Below are 20,617 nucleotides of genomic sequence, written 5' to 3'. Positions count from 1 at the left end.
CGCTCCTCGGGGAACTGAACTACGCTCAGGGGACGGTGCAGTATCAACTCCGCTGTCTCTGGACGGGAGCGAATCACGGTCGAGTATCACACTACGCTCATCGTTCACGGCAGTAGTGTATAGTTCATCTGATGAGTAAAATCCGGATTTGAGAAACCACACCGCATCGAATAGGCAACTGCGAGTTTGACCTTTCAAAAATACATCATAATTCTCAAACAACGTCGGTCCTGACAGTGCCACGAGCCCTCCCGGCACCCAGGGGGTCACCCGTCTGGGGTGCCACACTTTTCGATGCTCTCGCCTCGCTCCCCGCCGTCGCCGCACTGAATTGGCTGCCGAACTCGACGGCGACCGTCGACAGCGGGGTGCCGATACGTGGCGCGTTCGTCACCGGTGCGACCGCCGCAGTTCGTTCAACAAACCCGAGCGCCGCCGGACTCCGCACCAGATTTCTCGGCGGCGTCATCGCGGCGGTCACCGGTCTCCTCACGAGCGGGGCAGTTACGACGTGGACGCTGTCTCAGGTCCACATCGTCGTCTTCACACTCGGGTTCGTACTCGTCGTCGCGCCCGTATTCGGGCTTGGATTTGGCCGTCTCGGCGGGTGGGCAGCAAACGCTGTTGCCGCACGGCTGACGAGCGGTGGGGACCTCAGACAATATAAACCCACAGTCAGCCTCGAACGAAGTGGCTTGTACCGTTCTCGCGACGAGTCCGATCCAGATCAGCAAGTTCGTCGTCACCGTCGTGCCATTGAGGTTCGGTGTCCTCGGGTACTGGCGGATCATCCCGGCGCAGCAACTCACGGCCCTACTCGTCGTTCCGTTCGTCGGGAGCCTTCTGGCGGTCGTGATTATCGCAGAAACCCTGGTGACAGGGTTCCGGATGATCCGCGACGAACGGTCGGTCCTCGATCGACTCTCGGCAGAGCGAGCGTGCACGGCGATTCGCGCGCTCGAGGCCACCGTCGTGTTCAGTTTGACGGCGAGTATCGTCGGCCTGATCCTCAGACTCCCGGACGAACCGATGGCGAGGCCGGGGGTCATCGGTCTCCTGTTCATTTTCACGGCCCTCGGTGGCCTCATCCCCGTCGAGAATCTCCTTCGAACCACAGAGCACCACGTTCAGCGGCGTCGTAACGAAGCAGAATGGGGCACGACGAGCACGCGGTCGCACCACTCGTGCCCCCACCCAAATCCATATATTTGATGCGTCGAAAGCATACGACACTATCGAACGTATGCCGATCATCGCGAAGGTGTATTTTTCACACCCAGATATGGCGTTGGCAAACGTCATTTCGTCGTTTCCGGACACGAACATCCGTGTGCTGCAGGAGGTGAGCACGGATCCGGTGAGTGACAACTCGTTTTTCGTCGTGGAAACCGAGCAGACCGAGGCTCTCGAACGCGAACTCTCCGCCGACCACACCGTTGAGGAGTCACAGCGCGTGTCGAGTTACGAAGATTGGCCCGTCTACAGCATCAGGTTTACTCCGGAGACGCTGCTGCTGGGGTCAGTCGTGACCGAGCAGAACGGGTTTGCACTCGACGCGTATCAGTACGAAGGCGGGTGGATAGAACGCTGGCAGCTGCCCGATCGGGAGTCGTTGCAGTCCGTCTGGGAGTACGCCAACGACCAGTCGTTCGACTTCGACATCCACAAGATGTATCAGATCTCCGAGAGTAACGGACAGGACGACACCACTATCACCGACAAACAGCGGACTGCGCTGATATACGCCTACAACAACGGATACTTCGAGAAGCCTCGTGGGACGACGCTCGAAGAGATCGCCGACGCTCTCGACATCTCCACGACAGCGGCCAGTGGCCGGATCTATCGTGGGATGAAGAACCTCATCGAATCGTCGATGAAAGAGATCTCGTCGTGAGGCGTGGGAGGAACCGTATCTCGTCGCGGCGCGCGGGGAGTCGCTTCCGGTTCATTGCTATGTTGCCGCGCGCACGACCGAGTAGCCGGACGAGACGACGATATATCCGACAGCAGAGCCCCGGATCGAAGCCGGTTGGGGTCCGGGTGGGGGACGCGAACTTTCTTGCAGGGGCGGTATGAATCCTATGGACGAATGGTATCACGTGCAGTGAACGCCACGGGGGCACGTCCGCTGACGGCAGGGCGCGCTTGGGGTGGATGGTGACGAACGCTCGACTGAGTCGCCGATCCGACGCTCAGAATCGAACCGGCGATGACTCTCGTAGGTCCCGATGAGTGACGATAGACGCCCCCGAGTGCTCGCCGTCGACGACGAGCCAAACGTTGCAAGGGCGTACGCGATTTATTTGAAGGAGGATTACGATGTCGAGACAGCGACCGACGGCGAGGAGGCGCTCGCGGCGGTCGACGACTCGTTCGAAGTCGTTCTCCTGGATCGGCGGATGCCCGATCTGAGGGGCGATGAGGTGCTCCGGCGACTCCGGGAGCGCGGATACGACGGGCAGGTCGCGCTCGTGACCGCGGTCGATCCGCAACTCGACGCGCTCGATCTGGATTTCGAGATGTACCTGACGAAGCCGGTCACTAAGGCCGATCTCGTCGAGGCGGTCGATCGGCTGGTCGAGGTCAGCCGGTGCGGCAACGCCCTCAGAGAGCAGTTCCGTCTGGCGCAGATGCGGGCAGCGGTCGAAAGCGGGGCGAACCCATCGAAACTCGAAGCCAGCGAGGAGTACAGCGCGCTCCTCGAACGCCTCTCCGAACTGACCGAGCAGACAGACGGGATCGCAGAACTGGCCGACGAGGAGACGCTCGCGGCGGCGACGCAGGACCTCCCCGACGACCCGGGAGAGTAGCGATCCCGAACCGCTGCGAGTCTGATGCGCCCCGCAGGGGATCTTCACGTAGCCGACTCCATCACACTGCAGTCGCGTGAGCGCGCCGAGGAGGTCCGCAGTGAGCGAGCGAATCAGCAATCGTTTTGCCGTTCGATAGCGCTTCCGAGAGGTATGCACGCGATCACGAACAGCGGGTGGATCGAAGTCGTTACCGGGTCGATGTTCTCGGGGAAGACAGAGGAGATCCTGCGACGACTCAGGCGGGCGGAGATCGCAGGCCAGGAGATCGCCGCGTTCAAACCGGCTGTCGACGACCGCTACGGCGACGCGACCGTTGGCTCACACGTCGGCCGGCAGTGGGACGCCACCGTCGTTCCGGGCGAGGGCGAAGGCGTCTGGGAGATCCGCGAGACGCTCAACGGCGAGGACGTCGTCGCAGTCGACGAGGCGAACTTCTTCGACGCGGAACTTCTCGACGTCTGTCAGCGACTCGCCGACGAGGGCCGACGCGTGCTGATCTCCGGCATCGATCAGACGTACCGCGGCGAACCGTTCGAGCCGTTGCCACAACTGATGGCCGTCGCCGAGTACGTCGACAAACTCCAGGCGATCTGTGCGCAGTGTGGCGAGCCGGCGACGCGGAATCAACGGCTCGTGGACGGGCAGCCCGCACACGTAGAGGACCCGACGATCGTCGTCGGTGCCGAGGAGTCCTACGAGGCTCGCTGCCGGAACTGTCATAGCCTCCGGCGTGACTAACTGAGAGATACTGTGACGACCTGGGTAGCGGATCCGGAAGGCGGGCGGGACAGAGGACCGCGGGGGATCGCACGCGCCTGGATCGAGGTGCTTGTCCGACCGAAGCAGTTCTTCGCGAACGGGGTTGCCCCCGGCGATCAGGCACCCGGACTGGTGTTCGCTGTCACTGTCGCCGTGGCGTACACGGTCGGGCTGTTCTCGTTCGTGCCCGAGCGGATTCCGAGCCTCGCGGGGGGCGCGAGCGTCTCGGCTGCCATCGTCATAACGGCCGTGGCGCTGGTGATCGCGCCCGCGACGCTCCACCTGACGGCCGCACTGCAGACTGTGCTGCTCATCCTGGTCGTCGACGATAGAGCCGGCGTGAGCGAGACGGTTCAGGTGATCGGGTACGCGGCCGCGCCGTGCGTCGCCGCCGGCGTTGACGTCCCGGCGATTCGGTTCGTGTGCGTTCTCTACGCGGCGGCACTGCTGGTGATCGGGCTCCGGGAAGTTCACGAGACGACTACGGTCCGCGCGCTGCTGGCGGGCGCAGTCCCTGCCGTGTTGCTTTTTGGCACGGCGTTCGGCGGCATCCCGGCCGGCGAGGCGCTTCTCCGCGCGGCCGGGCTGATCTGAACGGCGAAGACCGACAGGGCGACGCTTGTTCGACAACAGTCGGGCGGTTACGCGGTTCAGGGGCACTTCTTCTGACGTGCTGGACGGCCGCGTCTAACGGCCGTGATTCGACAGTCGTTTTAGTCGTGGCACATTTGATGCTGGTAATGGATTGGATTACGCACGACGAGGACGTTTGGTTCGATTTCAGGGGCAGTTCGCCCGAGCAGCTCACACCGGGACGGTTCTACAAGGGAACGGTGGATGGGTTCGCCGATTTCGGCGTGTTCGTCGATCTCGCCCCGGGCGTCACCGGCCTGTTGCACCGCAGCGAACTCGACCGCCGTCTCGAGAGTCTGGACTGGGAGTCCGGCGACACGGTCTTCGTACAAGTGAAGAACGTTCGGAGTAACGGCAACATCGACCTCGGCTGGTCGATTCGCCAGTCGGAGTCGGAGTTCCGCGGGGCCCACGTCCACGACCCCGACGGCGACGAGGACGGAGAGCGAATCGAGGCGGACGACGGCGGTCCTGAGCCAGTAAGGAAGACGCCGAAGGGCATCTCGACGGAGTCGCGGGCGACGAACGGGACCGAGTCCGGCGACGAGCTCAGCGCCGACGCCACGGCCGAGCAGAAGAGAGTAGAGGCCGAGCACGACGAGACCAGGGAGTCCGAAGCCGAAACCGTCGAACCGGCCGAGACGGTCTCAGCGGAACCGGACGTCGTCGAAGCCACTACCTCGGATGAGAGCGCCGGCGTCGAGCAGTCGGCCGAAAGTCACGAAGCCGAAGGGACTCCCGAGCGCGCTGCGGCCGAAGACGCTGACGAGGGCACCGAAGCCGAGGAGACTGCGGAGCGCACCGAGGGACCCGCAGCGGAGCCTGAGCGCGTCACCGTCGAGTCGCTCGGTGACCGCACCGGCGACAGAGTCCGTATCGAGGGCGAAGTCGTCGGCGCGCGCCAGACCGGGGGCCCGACCATCTTCGAGGTTCGCGACGAAACCGCCGTCGTCGACTGCGCCGCGTTCGTCGAAGCCGGCGTGCGGGCGTACCCCGAAATCGGGGAGGGCGACGTCGTCCGCCTCGACGGTGAAGTCGAACTCCGCCGCGGCGAACTCCAGATCGAGACCGAGGAACTGACCGAACTCGTCGACGAGGCGGCCGACGCGGTCGAGCAGCGCCTCGTCGACGCGCTCTCGGCGAAGGCCCGACCCGAGACGGTCGAACCGCTGGCCGACCACGACGCGGTCGCGGCGGTCACTGAACAGATCACCGACGCCGCCGAAGCGATCCGCGCGGCCGTGTTGCAGTCCCGTCCGATCGTCGTCAGACACGCCGCTACCGCCGACGGCTACGTCGCCGGCGCGGCGATCGAGCGCGCGGTGCTCCCGCTGATTCGCGACGAGCACTCGCGCGCCGACGCGGAGTATCACTTTTTCACCCGGCGACCGCTCGACGACCCGGTCTACGGAATGGACGCCGCGACGAACGACGTGACGCGGATGCTGCAGGACAACGAGCGCCACGACGAGAAACTCCCGCTCGTGGTTCTCGTCGGCGTCGGCGGCACGACCGACTCCCTCGACGGACTCGGTCTGCTCGGCGTTTACGACGCCTCCCGTGTCGTCGTCGACGCGGACGCGGTCGACACTGAAGTAGTCGAAGAGGCGAGCGTTCTCGTCTCACCGAGCCTCACCGACACCGGTGCGGCCGACCTCTCGACCGGTGCGCTGGGCGCGAACCTCGCGGCCGCAGTCAACGCTGACGTCACGGACGACCTTTCACACCTGCCAGCGGTGAGTTACTGGGAGGATACCCCCGAGGCGTACCGCGACATCGCCGGCGGCGTCGGCTACGACGAGCGCCGGACGCGTGAACTCCGCGAAGCCATCGCGCTCGAAGCCTACTACCAGTCGTACCAGGACAAGCGCGAACTCATCACGGACCTGCTGTTCGAGGACGGTGGCGGACTCGCCGGTCACGTCTCCCAGCAGTTCCGGAAGAAACTCGACGACGAGGTCGCCACCGCCAAGGCGAACGTCGAGGCCCGAACGGTAGACGACGTCGACGTCGCCGTGCTCGATGCGGACTCCTACAGTCACCGTTTCGACTTCCCGCCGACGTCGCTGCTCGCGGACACGCTCTCGCGGCGCGACGATTCGGCCGTGACGGTCGTCTACGCCACCGACGAACTGTTCGTTCGCACCGACGCCGACATCGACGTTCGAGCGGTCGCCGGTGCAGCCAGCGAGGCGGTCCCCGAGGGCGGCGTCACTGCGGTTGGCGTCCGCCAGAACCGCATCGAGTTCCTCTCTGGAGCGCGTGAGACCGTCGTCGATGCTGTCGTCGACGCCGTCGTCGCGCAGATCTGACGTCCCCGAACGCGACCACGCTCCGGATCCCGTTCGACTCCTGAGAGCGATTGTCCCGATATTTCTCACTGTCCCCCGAGAGCGACACGCTTAACCCCGAAACAGGTCGAAAAGCGCGTAATGAATCGTCGCTCGTCGCCCCCACCGGCGGTGATGCTCGCGTGAGCACGGACCGCGATTCCGACCCCGACGCCGAAGAGTCTGATTCCACCGAGAGCGCGGCGTTCCACCGCACCTGTGCGGATCTCGTCGAGCGGATCCTCGACGGCGACGTCGGCCGCGACGACCTGGAATCGGCGAAACTCGACGCCTGTTCGACGCACTCGTCGCCGAAGGTCCCGAAGAACGCCGAGATTCTCCAGCACGCGCCGCCGGGTCGCCGCGACGAGGTGAAAGAGGTCGTCCAGCGAAAGCCCGTCCGGACCGCTTCGGGCGTCTCGCCGGTGGCTATTATGACGTCGCCGCATATGTGCCCGCACGGGAAGTGCCTCTACTGTCCCGGCGGGCCGGCCTCGGAGTTTGACTCCTCCCAGTCGTACACCGGTCACGAACCCGCGGCCGCTCGCGGGGAGCAGAACGATTACGACCCCTACGGGCAGGTGACGCTCCGGCTCGAACAGCTGCGACACATCGGCCATCCCGTCGACAAGGTGGAACTCATCCTGATGGGCGGGACGATGACCGCGCGGAGCCACGACTATCAGGAGTGGTTCGTCAAGCGCGCCATCGAGGCGCTCAACGACTACGACCTCGACGCCCGGCCGGACCCAGCGGAGGGCGAGTCGTTCAAACCCGATCCCGAGGACGTCGAGTTCCGCTACCTCGAGGACGTGATCGCCGAGAACGAAACGGCCGACATCCGAAACATCGGGACGACGTTCGAGACCAAACCCGACTGGTGCGACCCCGAGCAGATCGACCGGATGCTCGATCTGGGGGCGACCAAGGTCGAAGTCGGCGTGCAGACGACGTACGAGCGTATCAACAGAGAGATGCACCGCGGTCACGGCGTGCAGGCGTCGATCGACGCGAACCGCCGGCTCCGCGACGCCGGGTTCAAAGTCGGCTTCCATATGATGCCGGGCCAACCGGGGATGACCAAGGAGATGATTCTCGAAGACTTCCGGCAACTCTTCGAGCGCGAGGCCTACCGCCCCGACTACCTCAAGATCTACCCGACGCTCGTCGTCCGCGGGACGCGGGTCTACGACCAGTGGCGACGTGACGAGTTCGAGCCGCTCGACAACGAGGAGGCGGCCGAGATCGTCGCAGAGGTGATGGGGATGATCCCCGAGTACACGCGGCTTCAGCGCGTCCAGCGCGACATCCCCGCAGACTTCATCGACGCCGGCGTCTGGAAGTCGAACCTTCGACAGTTGGCCCAGCAACGCGCCGACGAGCGGGGGATCGCCGTCCGCGATATCCGGGCCCGCGAGGCGGGGATGAACGAAGAGGATCCCGACCCAGCGCGGGTGGAACTGACCGAAACGGTCTACGACGTCGCCGGCGGCACCGAACACTTTCTCACTTTCGAGGATCCAGTGGCGGACCTCCTCGTGGGGTTCTGTCGGCTCCGGTTCCCGAACGATCCGATCCGGCGCGAACTCGACGACGCCGCGATCGTCCGCGAACTCCACGTCTACGGCAGTGAGGCGGGCATCGGTAGCGGCGAGGGCGAGTGGCAGCACAAGGGCTACGGCCGCCGGCTGATCAGGCGCGCGGAGGAACGTGCGGCTGACGCCGGCTACGACGAACTCGCAATCATCTCCGGCATCGGGGCGCGGGAGTACTACCGGGACAAACTCGGGTATCACCAGGACGGGCCGTACGTCTCGAAGTCCATCCGGTGAGCGATCCAGGAGCCGGCGCAAACCTCGCCGGGTGGTCGACGGACCGACAGTCTTCGGATCACCGACTCCGAAAGAGATTCCCCGACGTACTGCGTCGCCGCCGGTAGACCGATGAGCAAACCGCCGCTCAGTGAGGTGATCAGCGCTCGGACTGAGACCGAGGCGGCGGCTATCGTCGAGCGGGTCTGGGAGGCCAGAGGGTACGACGCTCGGGTCCGGTTCAGTGGCCCCGACGTTCACGTCGAAGCGGCAGGCGAAACGCCCGACGGCACCGCTCGTGAGGTTCGTGTCTGGGTCACCGCCGGCGGACGAATCGCGGCACACCAGACGCGGGCGTACGCTCAGCAGTGCGACCGCGCGGACGTCGAGCCGTATCTATTGGTCATCGGCGACGCACGGCTCGCAGGCGACGCACATCGACCCGAGATCGTCGAACTCGACGCGTCGTCGCTGGCGGCGAGAGTCCGCGAGGCGGGTGTCGAGTCGTCCGTCTACGACTTCGTAGAGAGGGCTGCCGACGCGGGGGATGACGTGGCACGGGACTGGTTGGGCGATCCGATCGACGAGACGGCTGAAGAGACAGCCACGGACGACGACTCCTCGGCAGACGGCGACGACGAGGACCGGCTCGGACGCCGTGCTGCGATCAAGCGCGGGAGCAAGTACGTCGTCGCGAGTTTCCTGACGTACCTCGCCGTGGAGCGGCTCTCAGAGGAACTCCGCCGATCGCCCGGGCTCCGGAGCGACATCGACCGACGCATCGCGTGGCTCGGGGCACGGGTACCCGACCTCGAGGCGCCGATCTCCGAGAGCACGCCTGAACCCACTGAGGCTCCCGAGACACCCGCCAACGGGAGCATCCCGAGCGTCCCGAACGGATCGGCGCAGGGGACGCCGCCCGCGGACACGACAGCGCTCTCGTTCGAGTCACTGCGGTCGGATCCGGCCGCCTTCGTCGGGACGACGGTTCGATACAGCGGTGAAGTCGCCGAGACCACTGAACGTCGCTCGAAACGGTTCGTCGTCATCCGGGTCGAAGAGGGCGGCGCGTGGCGCGGCGATCTCGTCGGACGCTGGCCGGCCGGGCGCTTCTTCGACGGCAGTCTCGGGTTTCGGTTGCTGGACGGATCGACGGTCACCGTCTGGGGCGACGTCCTCGGAACGTCGTCGGTGATCGTCGGCGAGACCCTTCCGGCCATCGAGGTCGTCGCGTTCGAGCGAGTCTGAGCAGCGTCGAGGCCCTGGTCGGCTGCTGAGGGTGCCACCCAGAGCGACATAGTCGCATCACAAGGGGCGAACAGTCGACACGGTTCGGGCTGGGTCGCGCCCCGTGCCGCCGTGTCGAGCAACCGCAATGCAGCAGGGGCGTGGGGTGACGCACACGGGGGCTGGCCGCGACTCCGTATATAACCCTTCGGCCCCACGTCGGCGACCGAACCGCTACGTGTCGCTCGTCAGCATCGTCTCCATCGCGATGTGCGGGATGCCGGCCTCCTCGAACTCCTCACCGTACGCCTCGTAACCGAGTTTATCGTAAAACGCCCGAACGCGGGTCTGGGCGTGCAGCGCGAGTCGGTCGAACCCCTCGGCTCGTGCGTGATCCTCGACGGCACGCATAATCCGTCGGCCCCAGCCTTCACCGCGCCGGTCGGCAGCGACAGCGACGCGCTCGGCCTTCGCCGTGTCGGACTCGCTGCCGTCGTCGTCGGGGTCGCTCCCGGCCGGGCGGAGTCTGGCCGCACCCGCGGGCTCGCCGTCGTCGTACGCGACGAAGTGGGTCGCCACCGTGCCGGGGTCGTCGTAGTCGTCGTACTCGATGGCCTCGTCGACGCCCTGTTCGTCGACGAACACCGTCCGGCGAACGGCGAACGCGTCCCGCCGCTGTGCGTCTGTCTCGACGACAAATACGCCGTTCGGGTCGTCGTCGGACGAGCGCGAGCCACCCAGGCCGTCCCCAGAGTCGTCTGTCGGGGTCACAGCCGACCTGATGAACTGAGCGACGCTGAGCGTTTCGGTCCCCGGGACAGAATCGAGTCGGGACTATTCGGTCGCGACCCCGCCGTCAACGGGACTGCTGTCGCTGGTGCCGCCCAGACCGCCGCTGTCGTCGCTGCTGAGTTGCACGTACGCGTCAGCCATAATCCCGTACAGAAGGATGAACAGCGTGGTGTTGAGCACGTTGACGACGATTTCGCCGAGGACGACCGAGCCGACGAGGTCGAAGACGGTCCCGACGGTTCCGACGAGTGCGCCGACGATACCCGAAAAGAGGACGATCACTGACAGTTTCAGTCGGCTGCCCTTGGTTTGGCTCCAACTGCGCTTGATCGCGGCGAACGCGCGCTCGTCTTCGACGCCGACCTCGAAGAGGAAGAAGAGCAGCGCCGCGCCGAGGTAGATCCCCGGAAGGATGAGGAGCGCCAGACCGACTGACACCGCGACCCCGACGATGAGGCCGCCGCCAATCGTCGACACCGTTGCTCGACCCATCCGGCGGCTGTAGAGGTCCGACGGAAACGTCGAGAGTTCGTCTAGCGGACGCGCAAGTGCTCGGGCGAGCACGACGAAGAACGCCGAACTGAGCACCATCGTAGCGAAAAAGAGGATGCCCGCGACGCTCCCGGAGACCGGAAGCGTCAGCCCGAGCATCTGGCCGGCCCGAGCGGCCATACCAGCGGGCATAACGCCGAGCACGGCCGTGTTGACCGTCGCCTGAATCGAGAACTGGATGAGGAGGAAGACGACAAACAGGATGCCGCCACTTCGGGAGAGAACCCGTCTGATACCATTACCGAACGCTTGACCGAGTCGGAGGGCCATATCTCATCTTGACGTCGGGGCGATAATAAGCCCCGCTGAGACTCACATCTAGATTTCAGCCATCGCTCCGGGGACAACGGTGATAAAAAAGTCGGGGTGTTCGAAGTCGTCGCTTACTCGAAGAGTTCGACAGCCTGCTCGTAGCGGGCGCTGGGCTCCTCCCAGTCGACGACATCGAAGAAGGCGTCGACGAAGTCGCCGCGGGCCGGACCGTAGTCGTGGTAGTAGGAGTGCTCCCAGACGTCCAGGGCGAGAACCGGATGGCCGCCCCAGAATGCGCCTTCGTCGTGGTTATCGACGACTACGTTGCGAAGCTGGTTCGAGAAGGAATCGTAGACCAGAAGAGCCCATCCGCTCGCGTCTGACGCGGCGGCTTCGAACTCGCCCTTCCAAGCCTCGTACGACCCGAAGTCTTCTTCGATGCGGTCGGCGAGAGCCCCCGTCGGCTCGTCGCCGCCCTCCGGCGACATCGAGTTCCAGAAGAGGTCGTGGAGAATGTGACCGCTGCTGTTGTGGGTCACATTCCGGATCGCACCCGCAGAGGAGGAGAAGTCGTGCGCCTCGCGGTTCTCCTCGAGCGTCTCCTCGGCCGCATTCCAGCCGTTCACGTAGCTCTGGTGATGAGTATCGTGATGCCACGTGAGGACTTGTTCGGAAATGGACGGTTCGAGGGCGTCGTAATCGTATGGTAAGGGGTCGAGTTCGTAGCTCATAATTGAACCTCCACCCTAACTCACGTCCGGAACGCTGTTAAATATTGAGGGAGAAGTGGTAACAAGGTACGCCCTTCGGGAACGGTAACCAGAATCAATTTCCCATCTCGGACGGACGTTTTTGCCGCTCTGTCCCGTGGCTCCCGTATGTCCACACCAGACGACGAACCGAGTTCCGCAGACGATCGCAACGTGTTCGGAGACCCACTTGAACCGTGCGGTCGGGACCCAGAGACTGGCTACCTGCGCGATGGGCACTGCCGCCATCTGCGACGGGACCCCGGGCGGCACGAGGTCTGTGCCGTACTCACAGCGGAGTTCCTCCGGTTCAGCAAGCAACAGGGAAACGACCTGATCACACCGCGACCGGAGTTCAATTTCCCCGGTCTCGACCCCGGCGATCGGTGGTGTCTCTGCGTTCCGCGCTGGATTGAGGCCCACGACGCGGGGGTTGCACCACCGGTGGTGCTGGACGCGACGAGCGAGGCGGTCCTCGAAGACGTCCCGCTGGCGACGCTGGAAGCCCACGCTGCTGAAGAGCAGTAGATCAACGGCAAAACGGCTGAGCCGCGCTGCGCTTCTTCTCACTCAGTCGTCGCCGCGTGCGGCCTCGAACATCGACAGCGCGGCCTCCCGGCGCTCGCTGTGGTCCACGATCGGTTCCGGGTAGTCGGTCTCGATGTTGGCCCGCTGTGTCGGCGAGAGTTCGTGCCACTCGTGGATGAGGTCGGCGTCGACGCCGCGGAGTTCTGGGACGTACGTTTTGATATACTCGGCGTCGGGGTCGTATCGCTCGCCCTGCGTCATCGGATTGAAGATGCGGAAGTACGGCTGTGCGTCCGTACCCGTCGAGGCCGCCCACTGCCATCCGCCGTTGTCGTTGGCAGTGTCGTGATCCGCGAGGTACTCCCGGAAGTGGTCGTACCCCTCACGCCAGTCGATCTGGAGGTCTTTCGTGAGGAACGACGCGACGATCATCCGCAGACGGTTGTGCATATACGCCTCCTGTTTCAGTTGTCGCATCCCCGCGTCTACGATCGGATAGCCCGTCTCGCCGGCTTTCCAAGCCGCCAACTCGGCCGGGTCGTCGCGCCATTCGATCCCGTGTTCGTACTCCCGGAAGTTCTCGGATACCACCTCGGGGTTGAAAAAGAGTACGTGGGTGTAGAACTCCCGCCACGAAAGTTGGGACTGGTACTCCTCGACCGACTCGCGTGCGGTCTCGTCTTCGGCTTGCTCGTGCGCCGCAGCGGTCGCTTCGTACACTTCCCGGATCCCGATTGTGCCGAACTTCAGATCCGTCGAGAGTCGGGAGACCGCGTTCCGCGTCGGGTAGTCCCGGTCCTCCTCGTAGCGGAAGATGCCGTCCGCGCAGAAGTCGGTGAGGCGGTCGCGGGCGGCCGCTGTACCGGCTGCCTGGACGTCCGCGGTAGGCGGTTCGAAGCCTAACTCCTCGATCGACGGCAGTGCGCCGCCCTCGACGTCTGCGAGGTGGTCTTCGTCCGGTGCGGCGAACGGGTCAGGCTTCGGTCGGTCGCGCCACTTCTTCCAGAAGTATGTGAACACCGAGTAGGGGTCGCCGTTGTTGGTCGTGATCGACCCCGGTTTGTGGAAGATGGCGTCGTGGAACGATGCTCTGGCGACGTCCTGTTCGTTCAAGGCCTGGCGCACGCGGGCGTCGCGTTCGCGAGCGAGGCCGGAGTAGTCCTTGTTCCAGACGACGCGGTCGGCGTCGTACTCTTCGGCGAGGTCGGGCAGGACGCTGGCGGGGTCGCCGCGGGCGACGAGGAGGTCCGAGCCGCGCTCGCGGTACCACTCTCGGAGGTTCGCGAGTGCGTCGAGCATATACCGGACCCGCGGCGATCCGGCGTGATCCAGAACCGCGTTGTCAAAAATGAACACCGGTACCACCGGGCCGGACGCCGAGTCTCCCGCTGGTGACCCGGCTGCGCCCGCTTCGTCGGTGCTTACAGTGCTTTCTCTCTCGGTACTGGCTGTGCGCTCTTCGTCGGGTCGGGCGTTGTTCGCGGCGTCGGCGGCCGCAGCGAGCGCCCGGTTGTCGGCCGCCCTGAGGTCCCGTCGGTGCCAGTGGAGTTGCATACCGGCACGTAGGACCACCGCGGCATGAACGTGTCGGCGGTTTCGTCTCAGTTCGCCCAAAGCGGATCGATGGCGTCTCGCCGTCCGTCAAGCACGGCGAAGCGCTCGCCGCGGCGGCGCTCCAGATACTGGAGGAGGCGCTCGGCCCAGCGAAGTTTGCGCGCTTTCGCGTCGTCGACGGTCGGATCGTCGAAGTCCCAACCGACGAAGCAGAGGTCGGCCGCACCGAACTCGTCCGCCAGGAAAGCCGCCCGGTCGCCGTCAGTGAACCCGCCGAAATTGTAGACGGTACGGATCGGTTCGGCCTGCGTCGTCGCGAGAACGTGCGCCTGATCACAGCGTGGCGTCCACTCCTCGACCAAGTCGAGATTATCGCCGTGAGCGTGTGCTGCGACGGGCGTCTCCTGCCGCGTCAGTTCCACGGCCGTCCCGGGATTCTTGTCGAGGTCCGTCACCAGCAGGTCGAGGTCGTAGCCGGCCTCGCGGACGACGTCGCCGGCGGTCGAGGCCGCGAAGATGAGATCGGCGTCGGCCACCCGGTCGATCGCTGCGCCCAGACTCGGCGCGGCGCCGACGATGGCGACTGTCGATCCCGAGCAGTCGAGGCGGTCCAGATCGAAGGGCGTCGCGTACTCTGCGATGGTGTCGCGGACGTGTTCGTCCCCGTCGCGGGGGTACCCGAAGTCCGCGAGAATCGACTCGTAGATCGGCTCCCACGTCTCGAAGCGCATCGTTACCACTCACCAGTGTAACGGTGCGAGTCGGAATGGCACCAAGTACCCCTACCCGCGTGCCCTTCCGACTTCCAGTGTGTCGATTCCGATGGGGACATCATAAGTTTTCCCGTGTGCTAATGGGCCTGACACGGCGACAGAGGCCGTTAGGTGTCCGTTCGTGAGACGAACGTCCAGATTTTCTGGCGTCGGCGAGAACCGGCCGGGCGACGGTGGCACGCCACTCGTCCCGCGTCATTCGACCTGTGCGACGATCGTGTCGAGCGCGTTCGCAACGCCGGCAGAGAACTGGCCTCCGCTGGGGTCGAGTCTCGCAAGCGCTCGCGGTGTGCCGAAGAGGAGCGCCGCGCGGCCGCCGTCGGCATCGATCCGCCCGCCGTCGCTTCGAGGCGTCGCGTTCGCGGCGTCATCCGTGGCTCCGACGGCGTTACCCGCCACGACGGTCGCTCCCGCGTCGGCAGCGGCCGTGGACAGCGCGCCGACGTCGCCATCGGAGAGTCCCCCGAGTTCGAAGACGCGTACGGTAGCGTCGGAACTGAGACGCCCATCGTCGGCGACGCCGAGGCGCGCGAGGTGGCGTTCGGCCTCCCGCGGCGTGGTCACGTCGAGTTCCTCGACCGCGACGTCGCCGGTCTCGCGCTCCCGGAGGCGCGAGCGGGCAAATTCGTGACCGATCAGCGCAGCGTCCCTCGTCTCGGCCACGTCGTGGGTCCGGATCACGTGTGCCCCTCGTTCGACCGCCATCGAGGTGGCTGCAAGCGACACGGGAAGCGCCTCCTCGGTGTCGCGGCCGGCGACCGCTCGGAGGAAGTTCTTCCGGTTTATCGAGACTAGAATGGGATGTCCGAGGCCGCGGAACTCGCGAAGCCGCCGGAACGTCTCCCGGTCGTCCGCGAGCGTCTTCTCCTCGGACCAGCCGCCGAAGGCGGGATCGACGAGCGTCTTGTCGGTGAAACCGTTGAGCGAGAGCGCGTCGTAGATGTCGTCGACGTCCTCGATCGCACCCGGACGCTCCAGATCCGGCGGCGACGCCATCTTCGACACTGCAACGTCACGCTCCGAACAGACTCGCGGCATCTCCGGGTCCGCGAACCCACAGATGTCGTTGACCATATCGAAGCCGCGGTCGAGCGCCGCTTCGGCGACCTCGTGATACCGCGTTTCAATCGAGAAGACGGCGTCCCCGGAGACGCTCTCGAGCGTCTCGACGGCGGTATCGAGCCGTTCGAGCTCCCCCTCCGCAGAGAGGACCTCGAAGCGCTTGTTCGCGGATTCGAGGCCGACGTCGACGATGTCTGCGCCCTGTTCGATGAGTGCTTCATCGACGTACGCCGCGGCCTCAACGGGGTCGTCGAAGACGCTCGGATCGTACGGCGACTCCTTCGAGACGTTCAGTACGCCCATTATCCGCGGCGGGTGTTCGTCACCAATCGGCAGCCCAGCAGCGTCGACAGTTCGCATACTCGTAGGTTGGGCGGCGGACACATATACTGACTGGCAGCGTCGGTGAGAACCGGTCACTTCGGTGACGGATCGACCCGGCGCATTTTACCCGTGCGACGACAAGCGCCGCGTATGCCCAGACCCAAATCCGACTTCGAGACGCTCTACCCGTACCAACTCTACGAACCCGAGGACCTCCTCGACCCCGAGATGATGTATACGGTCCCCGAGATTGCGCGCCTGCTCCAGGGCCTCGACCCATCGGTCGAACTCGACCCCGACACCGAGGCGCAACTCATCCGGTGGACAGTGCCCTGGCTGATGGCGCACACCGACGATCTGGTGATCAACGACCCCATTGGTGACGAACCGGGATACTTCGGACTCGTTCACGACCAGCATCCGCCCGAAGAGATTCCTGAGGACGCTGACCAGTAGTCATCTGTCGGTGAGTTCAGGCCGCCACGCTCCGCGGTGCGTCACCGAAAGCGTCGGAGACGCCCGGCGCTTCACCCCATTCTAGCCGCCTGTCGAGCCAGTTCGACGTCGGCGAGCGGGTCCTCGACGATGCTCGGCCCGTGCCCGACGTGCAGCGCCGTTAGTTTGGTCTCGACAGCCTCGGACAGCGCGTCGATGCTCTCGATGATCGTCTCGCGGTCGCCGCCTTCCAGGTCGGTTCGGCCGAAGCCGCCGTTCTCGAAGACCAGATCACCGGCGAAACAGACGCCAGACGCCGGTGCGTACAGACAGAGGTGGTCAGGCTTGTGTCCGGGCGTATGCAGCGCTTCGTACTCGTCGTCGCCGATCGGCACTCGGTCGCCGTCCCCGATGGCGTTGTCGACGTATTCGTTCGTCGGATCGAACCCCCAGGTCTCCACGTCGAAGGCCGCTCGAATCGACTGGAGGTTTTCGACGTGGTCCGGATGCGTATGCGTGAGGTAGACCCGATCGACGCCGTCGGCGTGTTGGTCGATCCGGCTGACGACGTCGAAGTTCGATCCGGCGTCGACCAGCGCCGTCGTCTCACCCGTCACGAGAAAGACGTTGGAGGTGAACGCGCGGACGCTACGTGCGAGATTGTGAATCACAGGTCTACTACTCACGTGCCTGACTTCGCTCTTTCCTCTTTCTCGCCCGCGAGGGTCCGTGCGCTTTTGTACGCTCGCGCCGACCCCACCGGTGTGTACCGGAAGGGTCACTACGGCGTCTCGTTGCTGGTCTTTGCGCCCATCGCCTTCGTGCTGTTGTGGTTCGAGCAGACCAATCTCGCCGTCGTCACCGGGGCGGCGATGCTCTGGCTCGCGATGCTGCCCGACGTGGATCACCACCTCCCGGGGATTCCCCACCGGGGACCGACCCATTCGCTGGCGTTCGCCGCGCTGGTCGGCGGAGCGTTCGGCGCCGCTGGCGTCGCGCTCTCGGATGCGCTGAGCGGATCACAGACCGGTGTTGCGGCCCTCAGCGGGATTTCATTCGGCGTTCTCGGGTTCGCAATCGGTGCGCTCGCTGTGGTCGCACACCTCCTCGGCGACGCGCTTACGCCCGCAGGCGTGAATTTTCTGTGGCCGCTCTCCGGGCTGACGTACTCGCTTGGGCTCTGGGCGGCCGACAACACCATTGCCAACTACGGCCTTTTCGCCGCTGGCGTCTTCGCGACTGGCGCGGCCGCGTATCTGGGCGTCGCGCTGTGATCGGCCACCAGGCCCATAACGTCACAAGGCTTATTTGCTACCTTCTCGTTTGTCCGGACGCAATGGCGAAAGGTACGGTCGCGTTCTTTAACGACACAGGCGGATACGGTTTCATCGAAAGCGAGGACTCCGAGGAGGACGTCTTCTTCCATATGGAAGACGTCGGCGGCCCGGACCTCGAAGAAGGGCAGGAAGTTGAGTTCGACATCGAGCAGGCCGACAAAGGCCCACGCGCGACGAATCTCCAGCGCCTGTAAGAACGCACCACGGAAGCGGTACTGCAGTCGGCGACCCCGTCGATTCTCACCACGATTTTACATTTCTGACGCCCTGAGCGGTGGCCCCGTCTGACGCGCTCACAGCGTTCCCGCATCCGCACGCTCGCGCAGTTCCGCAGCGCGCTCGCGGATTTCGACCCACTCTTCATCGTCCTTCCGGTCGACGTGTGAGTACATCAGTCCCATCCGCCCCGTGCCGCGGAGGGTCTCCTCGTTGCGGTCAAGGAAGTCCCAGTACAGCGCGTTGAACGGGCAGGCGTTCTCACCGGTCGTTTTTGTCTTCGCGTACGCGCAGTTCGCGCAGTGATCGCTCATCCCGTCGATGTAGTTCGCCGAGGCGGCGTAGGGCTTCGAGGAGAGCACGTCGGTGCCAAACGACCCCATCCCGACCACGTTCGGCGTAGTCACCCAGTGGTAGGCGTCGACGAAGCCGAGGTGGAACCACTCGTTGAGTTCGGCCGGATCGACGCCGTACAGCAGCGCGAAGTTCGACAGTATCATCAGCCGTTCGATGTGGTGGGCGTACCCTCGTTGGTGGACGTGACCGACCGCCTCGGAGAGACACTCCATCTCCGTGTCGGTGTTCCAGTACAGCGGCGGCAGCGACTCCGTCTGATCGAGTTGGTTCGCATTCGCCAGCTGGGGCATCGAGCGCCGGTAGACGTGCCGCATGAACTCCCGCCAGCCGATCACCTGCCGAACGAAGCCTTCGACGCTGTTTAGCGGCGCGTCCCCCGACTCGTACGCCTCGAGTACCGGCTCGATGACCTCCTCCGCGCGAAGCAGGCCGAGATTGAACGCGGCCGAGAGCAGCGAGTGGCTCATCGCCCACTCGTCGTTGCGCATTGCGTCCTGGTACGCGCCGAACTCGGAGAGCCGCTCGGAGACGAAGTGATCGAGCGCCCGCTCGGCGGCCGCGCGTGTGACCGGCCAGACGAACGGTTCCGGGTCGCCCCAGTGGTCATCGTAGCGTTCGACGACGAACTCCCGCACCTCCTCGGTGATGCTGTCGGGCTCGAACTGCGGCACTGCGGGCGGCGTCCAGTCTGCCGGTGGCGTCTCCCTGTTTTCGTCGTCGTAGTTCCACTCGCCGCCGACCGGGTCGGCTCCGTCCATCAGGATCCCCGTCTCACGGCGGACGTGGCGATACCACGCCTCTTGACGATAGCTCCCGATCTCGTCCGTCTCGCCCCCCGAGTCGGATCGCTCGCCGGCCCACTCGTCGAAGAACGACCGGCTCGTCAGAAACAGGTCGTTCTCGACCAGCGTGAGCGTCCCTCCGCGCGCCTCGACGAGACGGCGGCGTCGCTCGTCGGCCCCGTGGCTGGGAGACTGAATCCCGACGAGGTCATCCTCGGGGTTCGCCTCGAAGTACCGATCCAAGCCCGCGCCGAACGTCTCGGCTTCGAGGTACGTGACTTCAAACCCGCGCTCGCGGAGCGAATCGCGAAAGTGCCGCATCGCGCTGAACACTAGTGTGAGCTTCTGCGGGTGGTAGCGTTTTCGTTCTGCGAAGGCGTGCGCCTCGATGAGCAGGACGTGATCCGCCGATTCGAGCGGCGCAGTCCCAGGGTGGAGTTGATCGCCGAGGAGCCAAACAGTCATCAGGCAATATTCGTTCGCTATCGACAAAACCGCCACGGCTGTTAGGTTCCGGGGCGGGGAATTCTCAGTCCCCGAAATCGGTCCTGTCGACAGTAGCGAGAGAATGCCACCACTAGGTACCGAGACCGACGACGCTCACGCCGGAACGGCCTCATTTCGGCGGAGTAGAACGCGATACCACGTACGTCACCGTAGGGCAAGAATTTAGATGGCTGGCCCCGAGACGTACAATAGATCGATATGGACGGCGCTACTCCCCGAATCCTCGTCGTCGAAGACGAGCCCGACTTGGCAGAACTCTATGCCATTTATCTCTCGGATACGTACGATGTGGAGACGGCGACAGACGGCACGACAGCGCTGGATATGGTCGACGGCGACGTCGACATCGCGTTGCTCGACCGTCGGATGCCCGATCTGACCGGCGACGAGGTCCTCGAGGAGATCCGCGCCCGCGGGATCGGCGCACAGGTGGCGATGATCACTGCGGTCGAACCCGACACCGACATCGTCGAGATGCCGTTCGACGACTACCTTGTCAAGCCTGTCACCCAGGAAGACCTCCACAGCCTCGTCGAGGTCCTGCTCCGCCGAGCGAACTACGACGATCGCTCACAGGAGTTCTTCCGGCTCGCCTCGAAGAAGGCCGCACTGGAGTCTGCGCCGGACGTCTCAGTCGATGAGGAAGACGAGTATCAGCGACTCACTGACCGGATGGAGGAGATCCGCGAAGAACTCGACGACACCCTCGCGGACCTGAGCGACGATGATTTCCGCGACGCGTTCGCATCGTTCCCCGACGGCGAGGGTGACGTGGACTTCGACGATCTGGATTCGGACCCCTCGTTCTAACGCTATTTTGC

General features: G+C 64.8%; 21 protein-coding genes. 13 read left to right on the top strand and 8 right to left on the bottom strand.

Going from position 1 to position 20,617, the window contains the following annotated elements; genetic code table 11:
• Positions 1-690: 690 nt before the first annotated feature.
• The 8 genes from ABEI27_RS07655 to ABEI27_RS07620 all read left to right on the top strand — a co-directional run bounded on the left by ABEI27_RS07655 (position 691) and on the right by ABEI27_RS07620 (position 9,597).
• On the top strand, positions 691-1,212 hold the full coding sequence (locus ABEI27_RS07655; protein ID WP_375798818.1) for a hypothetical protein: 522 nt from the start codon (positions 691-693) through the stop codon (positions 1,210-1,212).
• A gap of 70 nt (positions 1,213-1,282) precedes the next feature.
• The gene (locus ABEI27_RS07650; protein ID WP_375798817.1) at positions 1,283-1,897 is read left to right on the top strand and encodes a helix-turn-helix domain-containing protein; all 615 of its coding nucleotides are present in this window, start codon (positions 1,283-1,285) and stop codon (positions 1,895-1,897) included.
• A 334-nt stretch (positions 1,898-2,231) separates the two neighbouring features.
• The gene (locus ABEI27_RS07645) at positions 2,232-2,813 is read left to right on the top strand and encodes a response regulator (protein WP_375798816.1); all 582 of its coding nucleotides are present in this window, start codon (positions 2,232-2,234) and stop codon (positions 2,811-2,813) included.
• Positions 2,814-2,966: 153 nt separating this feature from the next.
• On the top strand, positions 2,967-3,554 hold the full coding sequence (locus tag ABEI27_RS07640) for a thymidine kinase (RefSeq protein ID WP_375798815.1): 588 nt from the start codon (positions 2,967-2,969) through the stop codon (positions 3,552-3,554).
• A gap of 12 nt (positions 3,555-3,566) precedes the next feature.
• Positions 3,567-4,169, top strand: coding sequence for a YIP1 family protein (locus ABEI27_RS07635; protein ID WP_375798814.1), 603 nt, complete (start codon positions 3,567-3,569; stop codon positions 4,167-4,169).
• 146 nt (positions 4,170-4,315) lie between these two features.
• The gene (locus ABEI27_RS07630) at positions 4,316-6,520 is read left to right on the top strand and encodes an OB-fold nucleic acid binding domain-containing protein (RefSeq protein WP_375798813.1); all 2,205 of its coding nucleotides are present in this window, start codon (positions 4,316-4,318) and stop codon (positions 6,518-6,520) included.
• A gap of 161 nt (positions 6,521-6,681) precedes the next feature.
• The gene (locus tag ABEI27_RS07625; RefSeq protein ID WP_375798812.1) at positions 6,682-8,370 is read left to right on the top strand and encodes a tRNA uridine(34) 5-carboxymethylaminomethyl modification radical SAM/GNAT enzyme Elp3; all 1,689 of its coding nucleotides are present in this window, start codon (positions 6,682-6,684) and stop codon (positions 8,368-8,370) included.
• A gap of 111 nt (positions 8,371-8,481) precedes the next feature.
• Positions 8,482-9,597, top strand: a complete 1,116-nt coding sequence (locus ABEI27_RS07620) for a hypothetical protein (RefSeq protein ID WP_375798811.1) — start codon at positions 8,482-8,484, stop codon at positions 9,595-9,597.
• A gap of 213 nt (positions 9,598-9,810) precedes the next feature.
• On the opposite strand, the gene ABEI27_RS07615 is transcribed toward ABEI27_RS07620, so the two are convergent.
• From ABEI27_RS07615 to sod, 3 genes are all read right to left on the bottom strand, one after another.
• A complete protein-coding gene (locus tag ABEI27_RS07615) occupies positions 9,811-10,317 on the bottom strand; it encodes a GNAT family N-acetyltransferase (protein ID WP_375798819.1) in 507 nt (168 codons plus the stop codon).
• Between the two features lie 93 nt (positions 10,318-10,410).
• Positions 10,411-11,190, bottom strand: a complete 780-nt coding sequence (locus ABEI27_RS07610; RefSeq protein WP_375798810.1) for a hypothetical protein — start codon at positions 11,188-11,190, stop codon at positions 10,411-10,413.
• A 113-nt stretch (positions 11,191-11,303) separates the two neighbouring features.
• On the bottom strand, positions 11,304-11,903 hold the full coding sequence (gene sod / locus ABEI27_RS07605; protein WP_375798809.1) for a superoxide dismutase: 600 nt from the start codon (positions 11,901-11,903) through the stop codon (positions 11,304-11,306).
• A 147-nt stretch (positions 11,904-12,050) separates the two neighbouring features.
• Here sod and ABEI27_RS07600 point away from each other — a divergent pair, with 147 nt between their 5' ends.
• Positions 12,051-12,449, top strand: a complete 399-nt coding sequence (locus tag ABEI27_RS07600; RefSeq protein WP_375798808.1) for a DUF2237 family protein — start codon at positions 12,051-12,053, stop codon at positions 12,447-12,449.
• Between the two features lie 42 nt (positions 12,450-12,491).
• On the opposite strand, the gene ABEI27_RS07595 is transcribed toward ABEI27_RS07600, so the two are convergent.
• From ABEI27_RS07595 to ABEI27_RS07585, 3 genes are all read right to left on the bottom strand, one after another.
• Positions 12,492-14,003, bottom strand: coding sequence for a cryptochrome/photolyase family protein (locus tag ABEI27_RS07595; protein WP_375798807.1), 1,512 nt, complete (start codon positions 14,001-14,003; stop codon positions 12,492-12,494).
• A 47-nt stretch (positions 14,004-14,050) separates the two neighbouring features.
• The gene (locus tag ABEI27_RS07590) at positions 14,051-14,734 is read right to left on the bottom strand and encodes a 6-hydroxymethylpterin diphosphokinase MptE-like protein (protein WP_375798806.1); all 684 of its coding nucleotides are present in this window, start codon (positions 14,732-14,734) and stop codon (positions 14,051-14,053) included.
• Between the two features lie 237 nt (positions 14,735-14,971).
• Positions 14,972-16,198: a dihydropteroate synthase gene (locus tag ABEI27_RS07585; protein WP_375798805.1), complete on the bottom strand. Its 1,227-nt coding sequence runs from the start codon at positions 16,196-16,198 to the stop codon at positions 14,972-14,974.
• Positions 16,199-16,312: 114 nt separating this feature from the next.
• Between ABEI27_RS07585 and ABEI27_RS07580 the strand changes: the two genes are divergently transcribed.
• Positions 16,313-16,618, top strand: coding sequence for a DUF5827 family protein (locus ABEI27_RS07580; protein WP_375798804.1), 306 nt, complete (start codon positions 16,313-16,315; stop codon positions 16,616-16,618).
• Between the two features lie 71 nt (positions 16,619-16,689).
• On the opposite strand, the gene ABEI27_RS07575 is transcribed toward ABEI27_RS07580, so the two are convergent.
• Positions 16,690-17,268, bottom strand: a complete 579-nt coding sequence (locus tag ABEI27_RS07575) for an MBL fold metallo-hydrolase (protein WP_375798803.1) — start codon at positions 17,266-17,268, stop codon at positions 16,690-16,692.
• A 93-nt stretch (positions 17,269-17,361) separates the two neighbouring features.
• On the opposite strand from ABEI27_RS07575, the gene ABEI27_RS07570 reads away from it, so the two are divergent.
• Positions 17,362-17,871, top strand: a complete 510-nt coding sequence (locus ABEI27_RS07570) for a metal-dependent hydrolase (RefSeq protein ID WP_375798802.1) — start codon at positions 17,362-17,364, stop codon at positions 17,869-17,871.
• Between the two features lie 62 nt (positions 17,872-17,933).
• The gene (locus ABEI27_RS07565; RefSeq protein ID WP_011571141.1) at positions 17,934-18,128 is read left to right on the top strand and encodes a cold-shock protein; all 195 of its coding nucleotides are present in this window, start codon (positions 17,934-17,936) and stop codon (positions 18,126-18,128) included.
• 99 nt (positions 18,129-18,227) lie between these two features.
• Here ABEI27_RS07565 and ABEI27_RS07560 read toward each other — a convergent pair whose 3' ends face one another.
• A complete protein-coding gene (locus tag ABEI27_RS07560) occupies positions 18,228-19,754 on the bottom strand; it encodes a cryptochrome/photolyase family protein (protein ID WP_375798801.1) in 1,527 nt (508 codons plus the stop codon).
• A gap of 240 nt (positions 19,755-19,994) precedes the next feature.
• Between ABEI27_RS07560 and ABEI27_RS07555 the strand changes: the two genes are divergently transcribed.
• Complete coding sequence (locus ABEI27_RS07555) at positions 19,995-20,606, top strand: HalX domain-containing protein (RefSeq protein ID WP_375798800.1); 612 nt, start codon at positions 19,995-19,997, stop codon at positions 20,604-20,606.
• Positions 20,607-20,617: the final 11 nt, after the last annotated feature.

It is taken from the genome of Halobellus sp. (genome assembly GCF_042218505.1).
In the GTDB taxonomy this organism is placed as follows: Archaea; Halobacteriota; Halobacteria; order Halobacteriales; family Haloferacaceae; genus Haloquadratum.
Note: the sequence above shows the minus strand (reverse complement) of the source record. Positions and strands in the feature narration are given on the sequence as shown.

What these genes read in the sequence shown, in the direction of transcription:
- ABEI27_RS07650 (WP_375798817.1), top strand. Translation starts at nt 1,283, where the DNA reads ATGGCGTTGGCAAACGTCATTTCGTCGTTTCCGGACACGAACATCCGT.
- ABEI27_RS07645 (WP_375798816.1), top strand. Translation starts at nt 2,232, where the DNA reads ATGAGTGACGATAGACGCCCCCGAGTGCTCGCCGTCGACGACGAGCCA.
- ABEI27_RS07640 (WP_375798815.1), top strand. Translation starts at nt 2,967, where the DNA reads ATGCACGCGATCACGAACAGCGGGTGGATCGAAGTCGTTACCGGGTCG.
- ABEI27_RS07630 (WP_375798813.1), top strand. Translation starts at nt 4,316, where the DNA reads ATGGATTGGATTACGCACGACGAGGACGTTTGGTTCGATTTCAGGGGC.
- ABEI27_RS07620 (WP_375798811.1), top strand. Translation starts at nt 8,482, where the DNA reads ATGAGCAAACCGCCGCTCAGTGAGGTGATCAGCGCTCGGACTGAGACC.
- ABEI27_RS07610 (WP_375798810.1), bottom strand. Translation starts at nt 11,190, where the DNA reads ATGGCCCTCCGACTCGGTCAAGCGTTCGGTAATGGTATCAGACGGGTT.
- sod (WP_375798809.1), bottom strand. Translation starts at nt 11,903, where the DNA reads ATGAGCTACGAACTCGACCCCTTACCATACGATTACGACGCCCTCGAA.
- ABEI27_RS07600 (WP_375798808.1), top strand. Translation starts at nt 12,051, where the DNA reads ATGTCCACACCAGACGACGAACCGAGTTCCGCAGACGATCGCAACGTG.
- ABEI27_RS07595 (WP_375798807.1), bottom strand. Translation starts at nt 14,003, where the DNA reads ATGCAACTCCACTGGCACCGACGGGACCTCAGGGCGGCCGACAACCGG.
- ABEI27_RS07590 (WP_375798806.1), bottom strand. Translation starts at nt 14,734, where the DNA reads ATGCGCTTCGAGACGTGGGAGCCGATCTACGAGTCGATTCTCGCGGAC.
- ABEI27_RS07585 (WP_375798805.1), bottom strand. Translation starts at nt 16,198, where the DNA reads ATGCGAACTGTCGACGCTGCTGGGCTGCCGATTGGTGACGAACACCCG.
- ABEI27_RS07580 (WP_375798804.1), top strand. Translation starts at nt 16,313, where the DNA reads ATGCCCAGACCCAAATCCGACTTCGAGACGCTCTACCCGTACCAACTC.
- ABEI27_RS07565 (WP_011571141.1), top strand. Translation starts at nt 17,934, where the DNA reads ATGGCGAAAGGTACGGTCGCGTTCTTTAACGACACAGGCGGATACGGT.
- ABEI27_RS07560 (WP_375798801.1), bottom strand. Translation starts at nt 19,754, where the DNA reads ATGACTGTTTGGCTCCTCGGCGATCAACTCCACCCTGGGACTGCGCCG.
- ABEI27_RS07555 (WP_375798800.1), top strand. Translation starts at nt 19,995, where the DNA reads ATGGACGGCGCTACTCCCCGAATCCTCGTCGTCGAAGACGAGCCCGAC.